Here is a 12,695-nt window from a genome sequence, read left to right on the forward strand (position 1 = left end):
AGGTTAGCCGTTGTTCAGCCGACTGCATCGCTGACATGACCGAAGTCGTGCCGGTAGCGGGACGAATCGGACAGTTTGGGACGCTCGTCGACTCGGGCGATGTCCACCGGCTCGGCGTCGAACAGTTCGAGCTCGTGCAGCTTTCTCGCCGTCACGCTCACCCGGGTGTCGACCGACCCGACGGTGGAGTTGAAGGACTCGACGGCCTTGCCGAGGTGGGCACCGAGCTTGTCCAGGTGCGTCGAGACGACACCGATCCGCGTGTACAGCTCACGCCCCAACTGCTGGATGCGTGCGGCGTCCTCGGCCAGTGACTCCTGCTTCCACGTGTAGGCGACGGTGCGCAGCAGCGCGACCAGGGTGGTCGGGGTGGCCAGGATCACGTTCCGGCCGAAGGCGTACTCGAGCAGACCGGTGTCCGATGTCAGGGCCGCGTCGAGAAACGGGTCGCCGGGAACGAACAGTACGACGAACTCCGGCGTCGGCTCGAACGCCTGCCAGTACGCCTTGTCGGCCAACTGGTCGATGTGGGTTCGCAGTTGCTTGGCGTGGCGTCGCAGATTCTTCTCCCGGGCGCCGGGATCCTCGTCCTGGGCGGCGTCGAGATACGCCGCGAACGGCACCTTGGCGTCGACGACGATCTGGCGTCCGCCGGCGAGACGAACGATCATGTCGGGTCTGATGCCGTCCTTGCTGACCTGAGTGTGGAAATCGCAGTGCTTGAGCATGCCTGCCAGCTCGACGACGCGCTCGAGCTGGATCTCGCCCCACCGGCCCCGGATCTGCGGTGCGCGCAGGGCGGTGACCAGCTGACCGGTCTGGGTGGACAGATGCATCGATGCACGGTGCATACCGGTGACCTGCTCCGACAGTCCCGCGTACGCCCGGATGCGATTGTGCTCGACCTGCCGGACGTGCTCGGAGAGCGCATCGACGGCGTCGTGCAACGGCTCGACCAGGTGCGAGACCTGTTGGCCGATCACGGTCGAATTGCGTCGAGCCGAGTCCTCGTTGACCGCACTCAGCGACTGCCGAAGGATGCCCTCGTGCTCGCGCAGCGCGGCCAGTTGAGCCTCGGCTCGTACGGCGCGATCGCCCATCCGGGAGGCGTGCAACAACCAGCCGACGACCGCGCCGATACCGAGTGCGACGAGCAGTCCGAACGCGGTGAGAATGTTCATGGGGCAGATGATGCAGGACGGTACCGACAACTTCGGTTCTCGATGGCTGTGGACCGCAGCTCACGTCCGACAGGCCGACGAGCCTCGAATAGTTTGTCGGTGCTTGCCGATAGCGTCGAACGCATGAGAATTCTGCACACCTCGGACTGGCACATCGGTCGCACCTTTCACGGTGTCGACCTGTTGGCCGATCAGGGCGCTGTGCTGAGGTCCATCGCGGAACTGGTTGCGGCACAATCGATCGATGTGGTGGTGGTGCCGGGCGACATCTACGACCGCGCTGTTCCCAGTGCCGATGCCGTCCTGGTCTGCAACCGCGGACTGGAGGCCATCCGTGCGGCCGGTGCCGTGATCGTCGCGACGTCGGGAAATCACGATTCACCCGCGCGACTGGGCGCAGGCGCGGCCTTCGCGTCGGCAGGAGGGCTGCATCTGATGACGCGGGTGGGCGATGTCGCGACCCCGGTCGTCATCGACGACGAGCACGGGTGCGTTGCGTTCTACGGCATTCCGTATCTCGAGCCCGAAACCACTCGCCTCGAACTCGACGTTCCCACTGCGCGTACTCATGCCGACGTTCTCGGTGCCGCGATGGATCGGGTGCGCGGTGACCTCGCGGCGAGAAGCGAGGCAGGGCAACGCGTTCGCTCGGTCGTGCTCGCCCACGCTTTCATCGTCGGCGGCGAAGCGACCGGATCGGAGCGGTCGATCTCCTCCGGCGGTATCGAGACCGCGCCTGCGTCGGCGTTCGACGGAGTCGACTACGTGGCGCTCGGACATCTGCATTCGCCCCAGACCCTCACCGACCGGGTGCGGTACTCCGGTTCGCCGCTGCCCTATTCGTTCGGCGAGCGGTCGCACCACAAGGCGGTATGGATCGTCGATCTCGATGCCGACGGGCTCGGCACTGTCGAGCGAGTGGATCTGCCGGTGGTCCGCGGCCTCGCCCGCATCGAAGGAACGCTCGAGGAATTGACCACGGACGCAGCGTATTGCGAGTTCGAGGATCACTACGTCTCCGCCGTGCTCACCGACGAGGTTCGACCGGTCGACGCAATGCGCTTGTTGCAGCAGCGTTTCCCGCACGCGATCCACCTGGAATGGCGTCGGCCGGAGGGATCCGGCGAGCTTCGCTACCGCGACCGTGTGCGCGGCCGCAGCGATCTCGACATCGCCACCTCCTTCGTGACGGACATGCGCAGCGTGCCGACGGCCGCGGAGTCCGCGCTCCTGTCCCGCGCTCTGGCCTCCGTGCAACGGGAGACCGAGGCCACCCGCGGGTCGGCCACCACGGCCGACCGCGGTGCTGCATGAGGCTGCATTCACTCGAGATCACCGCCTTCGGCCCCTTCGCGGGCACGGAGACGGTGGACTTCGATGCGCTGGGGGCCGACGGGCTGTTTCTGTTGCACGGTCACACCGGAGCCGGCAAGACGACGGTTCTCGACGCCGTGGCGTTCGCGCTGTACGGAACGGTGCCCGGAGCTCGTCGCGAGGGCAAGCGTCTGCTGTCCGATCACGCGGCCAAGGGTGCGGTGCCACAGGTCACGTTGGAAGCGACCCTCGGTGGGCGTCGGATCAGAATTGTGCGCAGTCCGGAATTCCTGCGGCCCAAGCTGCGAAGTACGGGTACCACCAAGCAACACGCCAAGGCCAGTCTCACCTGGCTCGACGGCCGCGGGCAGAACCTCACCCGGCTCAGCGAGATCGGTGACGCCGTCAACGCGCTGCTCGGGATGAGTGCCGACCAGTTCTTTCAGGTGGTGCTGCTGCCGCAGGGTGAGTTCGCGCGGTTCCTTCGAGCCGACAGCGACGAACGCGGGAACCTGCTCGAAAGACTCTTCGACACAGGCAGATTCGGTGATGTCGAGGAGTGGTTCGCGCAGCGCCGCCGGGAGCTCGCCGCCGAACTCGCCGACGCTCACCACGCCATCGACATCATGCTCGGCCGGGTGTCGCAGGCATCGGGTGTGCCCGAGCCCGCAGGCGAGGACGGCGAACAGCCGGACCCCCTCGAATGGGCGGCCGACGTCCTCGACGAAGCCCGGCAGAATCGGACCCTCGCGCAAGGTCGAGCGGTGCTGATCGACGCGGCAGCTCGGCGTGCGTCGGTAGCGCTGACGAAGGCCACCGCCGTTGTAGATCTGCAGCGTCGACGCGCACTCGCCGAGGGGCAACTCGTGCAGTATCGGGAGGGCGAGACGGTGCGAGCAGCGCGCAGAATCGAGCTCGCCGATTCCGCGGCCGCCGGGCCGATCGCGGACACTGCTGCAGACCTCCGTCTCGCACGACTGGCGACCGACGCCGCAACGTCCGCACTCGCGGCGGCGGAGCATGCCCTCCCGTCGACGGCGGAGGGCCGACGCTTCCACGCTGCACTGCACTGGCCACCGGCACCGGCGGATCCGTCGGCCGAGCGCACGGTCGTCGCACAGTTCGTGCGTGACTGGACCACCGATGTCGCGCGGTTACAGTCGCTGCTCGGTCTGGCCCGAGAAGCCGACCGACTCGACGGCACCCTCGCCGACTGTCGTGCGCAGCAACGCACCACCGCAGCGGCGATCGAACGCACCGTGCAGTCGCAGGCGTCGATGCCCGAGAAGATCGGAGCGGTCGAATCTCGGCTGGCACGAGCATCCTCGGCGGAGGCAGAGTTGCCGGGTCTCGAGGAGCGATGCGATCGTGCCCGCGCGGCAGCCGAGTCCGCCCTCGACCTGGTGCGCACACGCGCGACTCTGGCCGAGGCGGAGCGGGCCCGCGACAGCGCCAGAGCAGCGCACAACACGGCCTGGGCGCACCTACTCGATCTCCGTGAGCGACGCATCGACGGGATGGCGGCCGAGCTGGCGGCTCGTCTGGAGGCGGGAAAGCCGTGCGTCGTGTGCGGATCGGAGGTGCACCCGCATCCCGCTGCCGCGTCGACGTCGACGGTGACCAAGGCGCAGGAAGACAAGGCCGCCGCCGCGGAACGCAAGGCTGCTGCTGCGCTCGAACAAGCGGTCGCGGTCGTCGCAGAAGCGCAACGCGGCGTGGACCTGCTGCACCATCGCACCGGCGGGGAGTCCGCTGCGGAACTGACCCGGATTCTCGATGCCGCGACCACCGCAGTGCAGGACGCTCGTGCGCGTGCGGCCGATGTCGAACCCGCAACCGCGGAACTGCATCGGCTGCGGAGCGAGTCGGACGCGCTGACGGTCAGGCTCCACGACCTCGTCGCCTCGCGCAGTGCCGTCGACGAACGCATCTCGGCCACCGAGGAATCGCTGACGCAGATGCGAGCGTCGGTCGCCGAGGAAGTGAACGAGGGTGCGTCGCTGGTGGACCGAATCGCGGAGCGGGAAGCCTTGATCGACGGTGCCCGGCGAATTCAGGAGGCGCGTATCGCCTGGCTCGACGCCACCGCGCGGGCCGATGAGCTCACAGCCGAACTGGACCGGCGAGTGCAGGCTTCGAGCTTCGAGTCCGTCGACGCGGCAGCCGGGGCAGTACTGGCCGCGGACCGCGTCGAGCAGATCGAGACCGAACTGCGCACCGCCGAGGAGGCGCGCGCACATGCCGAGCACGTGTTGCGCGAGCCCGCCATCGTGGACGTGGCCGGCCGGCCGCCGGTGGATCTGGAACCGCTGGCACATGCGTGTTCCGAGCTGGACGAGAAGGTCAGGGCCGCTGCTGCCGAAGTGGCCGAATGCCGAAGGCGCGCAGACGATCTGGAACGACTGATCACCGAACTGTTCACCGCCGCCCAGGCCATCGCGCCACAACGCGCCGAGTTCGACGAACTGGCGAACCTGGCGGACGTCGTGGCAGGCCGGGGGCAGAATGCTCGCAAGATGTCGTTGCGCTCGTACGTCCTCGCGTCCCGACTCGAGGACGTCGCCGAGTCCGCATCCGCGAGGCTGCGTCGAATGTCCTCGGGGCGTTACGAATTCGTGCACTCCGACGAGGCTGGCGTCCGTGGCAAACGGGGCGGTCTCGGACTGGACATCAGGGACGACTACACCGGCGTCGTGCGCTCGGCGAAAACACTGTCGGGCGGTGAGGCGTTCCTCGCGTCGCTCTCGCTCGCCTTGGGCCTGGCCGATGTGGTGGCCGCCGAATCCGGAGGTGTCGTCCTCGACACGATGTTCATCGACGAAGGATTCGGCACGCTCGACGCCGACACCCTCGAATCAGTGATGTCGGTTCTCGACGAACTACGTGCGGGCGGACGCGTCGTCGGCGTGGTCAGCCATGTCGACGAGATGCGTCAACGCATTCCCAGCCGCCTCTACGTCAAGCGGGAGCGCACCGGATCGACACTTCAGGTCGTCGCGTCCTGACCTGACGCAGGTTTGTCGGACTTCGACTCGTCCTCGTCGTCCAGACCGGCCTGCTCCTCGGTCAACCCCTCGGGCGGCGGAATTTCGTCCTCGAGTTCGTCCTGGTCCGGTTCGTTCGAGCGGGCGTCGATCTGCTCGGACAGGTACCTGATCAGCACGGCAGCCACCGCGGCAGCCGGGACGGCGAGGAATGCGCCGATGATGCCGAACAGTGAGCTACCGCCGGTCACGGCCAGCAGCACTATCGCCGGGTGCAGGTTCATGCTGCGACTCTGCAGGATCGGTTGCAGCACATTGCCTTCCAGCTGCTGTACCGCGACGATGATGGCGAGCACGATCAGTGCAGTGGTCAGCCCGTTCGCAACCAGGGCCACCAGAACGGCGAGAGCGCCCGCCACGAACGCACCGACGATCGGGATGAAGCCACCGATGAACGTCAGGGTCGCCAGCACCAGCGCCAGCGGAACACCGAGAATTACCAGTCCCAGACCGATGAAGAAGGCGTCGATGAAACTGACGATGGCCTGAGTTCGGATGAACCCGCCGAGAGTCGCCCACATCCGTGAGAGCACCTCGCCCAGATGGCGTCCGGCGCGGCCACCGGAGAATCCGTGCAACCACGGCAGGAACTTCGGCCCGTCCTTGACGAAGAAGAACGTCAGTACCAACACCAGCGCCAGGGTCACCAACAGTGAGCCCGCAGCGGATACGCCGGTGAACACGCCGGTGGCGATGACCTCGCCGCTGTCCTGCAGCCGCGCAACGATGGCCGATACGGCCGAGTCGATCTGGTCGTCGCCGATGTTCAGCGGTGGACCCTTCAACCAGTCCTGAACCTGGGCGATACCGCCCGATGCCTGGTCGACCAACTCCGGTGCCTGCTCGGCGACCGACGGAACGATCAGAGTGATGATGCCGCCGATGACGACGAAGAACACCACGAGCGACACCGATGCGGCCAGAGCGGGAGGAAATCCCAGACGCATCATCAGCTTGGCCGGCGGCCACAGCACCGTCGCGACGATCACGGCGAGCAGGACCGGCAGCAGAATCACCCAGAGGTGCCCGATCAGCCAGCCCAACACCCACGCCCCGGCTGCGATGGAAATGAGGATCAGCGACCATTTGGCCAACCACACACCGCCGACCCCGATGAGGTCACCGCGATCATTGCCGGACGTCTCGGACTTCGACGTCTTACCGGGAACTGCCGATTCGGTCACTGTGGGGTCCTCACATTCGGCGGGTGGCGGTTCGTGAAGAACCATAACGTCCGGCGTACTCAGCCTGTATGTCACCGCCATCGGACGACCCGTCGACGAGACGTGCTCAGGCAGCCTCGTGTGCCAACAACCACTTCTTCACCGGCAGCCCCCACCGGAAACCGCCGAGCGCCCCGCCGATTCGAACCACCCGGTGGCACGGCACGAACAGCGCGGCGGCATTGCGCGCGCACGCCGACGCAGCACCGCGAATCGCTGCCGGTCTTCCGGACAGTTCGGCGAACTCGGAGTAGGTCACCGGTGCGCCGGGCTCGACGGTGCGCAGTACTCCCCAGGCGTGCATGAGAAATTCGCCTGATCGTTGCGCGACGGCAACGGAGTCGATGACGGTCAGCTCACCGCGGTGATAGTTCTCCACGGCGCGCGTCACGTCACCGAGATCGGCCACCCTGCGCACGGTGTCGGGTCGCATCGTCGGGTGGATCAGGACGCGGAGTTCTTCGACATCGGCGGTCCACCCGGAGGCGAGGACGCGCTGATCGTCGTCGACGATGGTGCTGAACGGCCCGATCGGAGTGTCCTGGGTGGCGGCGGTGGCAGTCATGGCTGTCTTCTTTCCAGTGCGGTGATCCACAGGTGCATCGAGACGTAAGAACGCCACGGAGCCCAGCGGGCAGAGTTGTCCAACGAGATGTCGAGTGCCTGAGCACCTTGGCGGACGACGAGATCGGTATCGAGCAGAACATCGGGATCGCCGAGTAGCCGCATCACGACGTACCGGGCGGTCCAGGGTCCGATTCCTTTGAGCGCGAGCAGCTCTCGCTCCAGTTCCGGCCCTTCTCGCGCGGGATGCAGCACGACGGTTCCCGACGCGATGGCGTCGGCGACGCGGATGACGGTCTGCACCCGGGCGGCAGGTCCGGTGAGAACTTCGTGGCCACGTTCGGCGATCACGGCTGGCTCGGGAAACAACCTGGTGACGGTTCCGTTGCCGAGATCGAGTGGCGCACCGAGAGCATCGACGAGCCGGGCGGTGTGGGTGGCCGCAGCCTTGAGCGAGATCTGTTGTCCGATCACGGTGCGCAGCAACATCTCTGCGCCGTCGACCACTCCGAGGGCGCGGATGCCCGGGTGGGCGTCGACGCTCGGTGCCAGCTGCGGATCCGTGCGCAGGGCGTCGTCGACGGCGAGTGGATCGGCGTCGAGATCGAGCAGGTGGCGAATCCGAGCGACGGCCGGGGCAAGATCGCGCATGTCCTGCAATGTCACTGCGGCGCTGACGAATCCGTCCATCACCCGCAACGCCACGAGCCCGGCGGCATGCGGCAGGCGCAGCGACCGCACGTATTCGCCATCCTCGGAGAAGGATTCGATGCCCTCGACCACGTGGCCCCGCAGGAACCACTCGATCCAGCCGCGATCCAGCGGCGGGCGGTACGGCAAGCGCAGGGTGACCGTTCCACCCGCGGTCGCAACGGCCGTGCGGTGTGCTTCTCTGCGCAGTGTCGACGGATCGACGGCGAAGACTTCTTTGATGGTGTCGTTGAATTGCCGAACGCTGGAGAAGCCGGCCGCGAAGGCGACGTCGGCCATCGACATGTCGGTGGTCTGAATCAGGGTGCGGGCGGTGTGGGCGCGGTGCGCGCGGGCCAATGCCAGCGGTCCTGCACCGACTTCGGCCGTCAGCACGCGCGTCAACTGACGGGTCGAGTAACCGAGGGTGCTGGCGAGGCCGTCGACGCCACCACGTTCGACGGCTCCGTCGGAGATCAGTCGCATGGCACGAGAACTGAGGTCCGAGTGGATGTTCCAGCGTGGGGAACCGGGGGTGGCGTCGGGCTGGCAGCGGCGGCAGGCTCGGTAGCCGGATTGTTGCGCCGCCGCTGCGGTGGCCATGAACGAGACGTTGCCGGGCTTGGGTGTGCGGGCCGGGCAGGAGGGTCGGCAGTAGATGCCGGTGGTGGACACGGCGGTGAAGAACTGGCCGTCGAACCGTGCGTCACGCGAGGAGACCGCGCGATAACACCGATCGAAGTCCAGTTCTTGCACCTGCCGTTCGCTGCTCATGCACCTACTGTGTCAGCGCGGACGCGTCGGTGCTAGCGGAAATCGGACATCACCGTGTCAGCAGCAGCGTGCCCCCGGGTTTCGGTCCGCCTCCGCGTGCCGATCCTTCCAGTACTGCCGCACGGTCGGCGGTTCCTGACCGGGGTGGTGGCGGGCCAGATGGGCGACGTATCGGTCGTAATCGTGGTCGCCCATCACCGAGGTGATCCACCACCACAGCCCGCGCATCTAGTGCGCCGATCCGGGGCGACGGACGGTGCCCGCGTCGATCAGCTCGTCCCATTCGGCCTGGATCTTCTTCTCGGCCGGGGTGAGGACGAAACCGGTGGGACCGAAGATCTTCGACGGCACCTCGGGCTCCTCGTTGTCGGGCAGGTTGTCTCCCCGAACGGCCTTGATGCAGACCCACACTCCGGCGAACACGACCACCAGGACGAGTGCCGCGAAGATGATCGACAGCGTGCCCTGAATGAAGGTGTTGCGGATGACGGCGTCGATGGCCTCGGGTGTCTTGGCGCTACCGAACTCGCTCAGGCCCTGCGCCTTGGCGTCGCGGAACTGCGAGTGCTGCGTCCAGTAGCCGATGGCCGGGATGGAGGAGAAGATCTTCTGGTACGACGCCGTCATGGTGACGATGAGGTCCCAGGCGAGTGGAACTCCGGGGATCCAGGCCCACTTGTAGAGGCCACGCTTGACCACGATGACGAGTACCACCGTCAGTGCGATGGCGGCCAGCAGTTGGTTCGCGATACCGAACAGCGGGAACAGGGTGTTGATTCCGCCCAGTGGATCGGTGACACCCATGAGAAGGATTGCGCCCCAGGCTGCGACGACGATCAGCGAGCAGATCCAGGCACCAGGACGCCACGACGGATCCTTGAACTTCTTGGCCGATGCGCCGGGCAGGTTGCCGATGCTGTCGGAGAGCATGAAGCGTGCGACGCGGGTGCCGGCATCGACCGTGGTGAGGATGAACAGTGCCTCGAACATGATCGCGAAGTGGTACCAGAACGACTTGAGCGATTCGCCGCCGAACACCTGGTGCAGCACCTCGGACATGCCGAACGCGAGTGTCGGTGCGCCGCCGGTGCGGGAGATGATCGATTCCTCGCCCACATCGGCTGCCGCCTGGCTCAATTCGGCAGGCGAGATGTCTCCGCCGCTCAGCCCCAGTCCGTTGACGTATGTTGCCGCAGTCTCCGGAGTGCCGCCGGTCAATGTCGCCGGTGCGTTCAATGCGAAGTAGATGTGCTGATCGAGAACGCAGGCGGTGATGAGCGCCATGATGGCGACGAACGACTCGGTGAGCATGCCTCCGTAGCCGATCATGCGCATCTGCTTTTCCTTCTCCAGCAGCTTCGGCGTGGTGCCGGAGGAGATCAGAGCGTGGAAGCCGGACAGTGCGCCGCAGGCGATGGTGATGAACAGGAACGGGAACAGGGACCCTGGGAATGCCGGCCCGTTGCCCTCGGTGGCGAAGCTGGTCATCGCGGGCATCTGGATCTCGGGACGCGCGATGAGGATGCCGACGGCCAGTAGGGCGATGGTGCCGACCTTCATGAACGTCGACAGGTAGTCGCGCGGGGCGAGCAGCAGCCATACCGGCAGGATGCAGGCGAGCAGACCGTAGCCGATCAGCAGCCAGGCGACGGTCACCTTGGAGAGGGTGAACCAGTCGGTGCCCCAATCGGTTTCGGCAACCCAACCGCCGGCCACGATGGCGAGCAGCAACAGGACGACGCCGATGAGCGAGACCTCGGTGACGTTGCCCGGCCGCAGGAAGCGTAGGTAGACACCCATGAACAGTGCGATCGGAATGGTCAGCGCGATGGAGAAGACACCCCACGGGCTTTCGGCGAGTGCGTTGACGACGACCAGGGCGAGCACCGCGATGAGGATGATCATGATGACGAACACCGCGACCAGGGCGGCGGTGCCGCCCACTACTCCGAGTTCGTCGCGGGCCATCTGGCCGAGGCTGCGGCCGTGGCGTCGCGTCGAGATCCACAGCACCAGGAAATCCTGTACGGCACCGGCGAACACGACGCCGATGATGATCCACATGGTGCCCGGGAGGTAACCCATCTGAGCGGCGAGGACGGGTCCGACGAGCGGGCCTGCTCCGGCGATCGCGGCGAAGTGGTGGCCGAACAGCACCCGACGGTCCGTCGGCATGTAGTCCTTGCCGTTCTCCAGAATCTCGGCGGGGGTGGCGCGGTCGTCGCGTGGGAAGACGATCTTGCGTTCGATCAGCCTGGCGTAGAAGCGAAAGGCGAAGATGTAGGTACACACCGCGGCGATGACGAACCAGACGGCGTTGGGATTCTCTCCGCGGACGATCGCGATGATCGTCCACGCAACACCGCCGAGAAGGCCGATGGCGACGAGCATGAGGCGCTTGATCGGGGTCATCGGATGTGACTCGACGACGCCGACGGGCGGCAGATCGGGATCTGTCTTCAGCAATTCGACGTGTGGTTCGTCGGCCGCTTTCAATGACATGTGTGGGGTCTCCAGGCTCGCAGGTGTGACAGCGATCACCCTATGTCCGCTGCGGGCGCACGTCCTCGAATCGACGCATCGCCGTGCGCCCGGCGGTCGCTGGAGTGCGACGAGCGGCAACCGTGCCGACGGCGCGTGCCGATCAGCCGCCGAGGGCGTCGTCGACGGCTCTGGCGCTGAGCACCTGATCCAGCACCAGCGCGGCGCTACCGATGACTCCGGAAAGGTCGCCATGGGTGGTGGCCTGAATGGTGAGGGCCTTGGTGGCCAGTGCGGTGGCGTTGCCGTAGACGGTTTCACGCAGCCCGGCGACGAAGATGTCGTAGGCGTTCGCCATGTCGCCGCCGATGATGAGTACCTCGGGGTTGAGCAGGTTCACGGCCCCGGCCAGGGTTTCGCCGATGTGGCGACCGCTGTCGCGGATGAGTCTGCGTGCCTCGGGGTCGCCGCTCACTGCGAGGTCGACGACGCCGCGGACGTGGCCGACTTCGCGGCCCTGTTCGTTGAGTGCGCGCACCAGTGCCCAGCCGCCTGCGATGGCTTCGAGGCAGCCGCTGTCGCCGCATCGGCAGGCGACACCTGCTGCAGCTGCGGTCTTGGTGTGGCCGAATTCGCCTGCAGCCCCGAGTGATCCGCGTTGCAGCGCGCCGCCTGCCACGATCCCGGCTCCGAGACCCGTCGAGGCCTTGACCAACAGGGCGTTCTGGAAGCGATCTCTGTTGTCGCGACGTTCGGCGAGGACCATCGCGTTGGCGTCGTTGTCGAGAAACACCGGAGCCGACGTCGTATCGGCGAAGAACGGGGCGAGCGGCACCCCGTCCCAGCCGTGCATGATCGGCGAGTCCAGGCTGCACCCTCGGTCGGTGTCGGCGGTGCCGGGGATGGACAGCCCGACCCCGAGGATGCGGTGGCCGGTTCGGTGCGATTCGTCGAGCAGTGCCTGCAGTCGCTTGGTGATCTGCGGCATCAGTTCGTCCGGGCCGACGCCGATCTCCTGGTCGACGGTGTCGCTCGCGAGCAACTCGCCGCCGAGGGTGAAGACGCCCAGCTGGGAGCGGCTGCGTCCGATCGCGGCGGCGAGCACGACTCCGGCGTCGATGTCGAACGACAGTCTCGCCGGAGGCCTGCCGCCGGTCGAGTGCGTGTCCTCGGTTTCGATGACCAGGCCGAGGCCGGTGAGCGCGGCGACGCGGGACGCGACGGCAGACCGTGACAGTCCGGTGATCCGGCCGAGCTCGGCCCGGGTACCAGCTTCTCCATCGCGGACCAGAGCGAAAACCTCGCCTGCCGTCGCAGGTGGAGCGCTCAGGCGCGGCATCGACATAGAAGCCATTCAACCAACTGGCAACTTCTACGGCAACAACCCAAGAAGTGCCACTTATAACTTCGAAAAGCATAAGTTG

Annotated in this window: 9 protein-coding genes; 2 read left to right on the forward strand and 7 right to left on the reverse strand. The window is 66.5% G+C overall.

Translation table 11 applies throughout. The annotated features are described in order from the left end of the window. Window positions 1-14 precede the first annotated feature (14 nt). Window positions 15-1,181, reverse strand: coding sequence for a DNA recombination protein RmuC (locus tag NY08_RS23630; RefSeq protein WP_045199127.1), 1,167 nt, complete (start codon window positions 1,179-1,181; stop codon window positions 15-17). 123 nt (window positions 1,182-1,304) lie between these two features. Here NY08_RS23630 and NY08_RS23635 point away from each other — a divergent pair, with 123 nt between their 5' ends. Together NY08_RS23635 and NY08_RS23640 are read left to right on the forward strand one after the other, a co-directional pair. Beyond that, a complete protein-coding gene (locus NY08_RS23635) occupies window positions 1,305-2,495 on the forward strand; it encodes an exonuclease SbcCD subunit D (RefSeq protein ID WP_045199129.1) in 1,191 nt (396 codons plus the stop codon). Continuing rightward, window positions 2,492-5,500, forward strand: coding sequence for an AAA family ATPase (locus tag NY08_RS23640; protein WP_045199131.1), 3,009 nt, complete (start codon window positions 2,492-2,494; stop codon window positions 5,498-5,500). Before NY08_RS23635 ends, NY08_RS23640 begins: the two co-directional genes overlap by 4 nt. Here NY08_RS23640 and NY08_RS23645 read toward each other — a convergent pair. The 6 genes from NY08_RS23645 to NY08_RS23665 all read right to left on the reverse strand — a co-directional run bounded on the left by NY08_RS23645 (window position 5,482) and on the right by NY08_RS23665 (window position 12,625). Then, window positions 5,482-6,723 (reverse strand): AI-2E family transporter, encoded by a 1,242-nt coding sequence (locus NY08_RS23645; protein WP_045201053.1) that lies wholly within the window; start codon window positions 6,721-6,723, stop codon window positions 5,482-5,484. The two genes, NY08_RS23640 and NY08_RS23645, sit on opposite strands and share 19 nt — an antisense overlap. Window positions 6,724-6,829: 106 nt before the next feature. Continuing rightward, window positions 6,830-7,327, reverse strand: a complete 498-nt coding sequence (locus NY08_RS23650) for a methylated-DNA--[protein]-cysteine S-methyltransferase (RefSeq protein WP_045199133.1) — start codon at window positions 7,325-7,327, stop codon at window positions 6,830-6,832. Further along, a complete protein-coding gene (locus tag NY08_RS23655; protein ID WP_045199134.1) occupies window positions 7,324-8,790 on the reverse strand; it encodes an AlkA N-terminal domain-containing protein in 1,467 nt (488 codons plus the stop codon). Before NY08_RS23655 ends, NY08_RS23650 begins: the two co-directional genes overlap by 4 nt. A 57-nt stretch (window positions 8,791-8,847) precedes the next feature. Next, window positions 8,848-9,018 (reverse strand): YbdD/YjiX family protein, encoded by a 171-nt coding sequence (locus tag NY08_RS25710; protein ID WP_072692145.1) that lies wholly within the window; start codon window positions 9,016-9,018, stop codon window positions 8,848-8,850. Beyond that, on the reverse strand, window positions 9,019-11,292 hold the full coding sequence (locus tag NY08_RS23660) for a carbon starvation CstA family protein (protein WP_045201055.1): 2,274 nt from the start codon (window positions 11,290-11,292) through the stop codon (window positions 9,019-9,021). Window positions 11,293-11,434: 142 nt separating this feature from the next. After that, complete coding sequence (locus tag NY08_RS23665; RefSeq protein WP_442970766.1) at window positions 11,435-12,625, reverse strand: ROK family protein; 1,191 nt, start codon at window positions 12,623-12,625, stop codon at window positions 11,435-11,437. Between the last annotated feature and the right edge of the window lie 70 nt (window positions 12,626-12,695).

It is taken from the genome of Rhodococcus sp. B7740, from assembly GCF_000954115.1.
Taxonomy (GTDB): domain Bacteria; phylum Actinomycetota; class Actinomycetes; order Mycobacteriales; family Mycobacteriaceae; genus Rhodococcoides.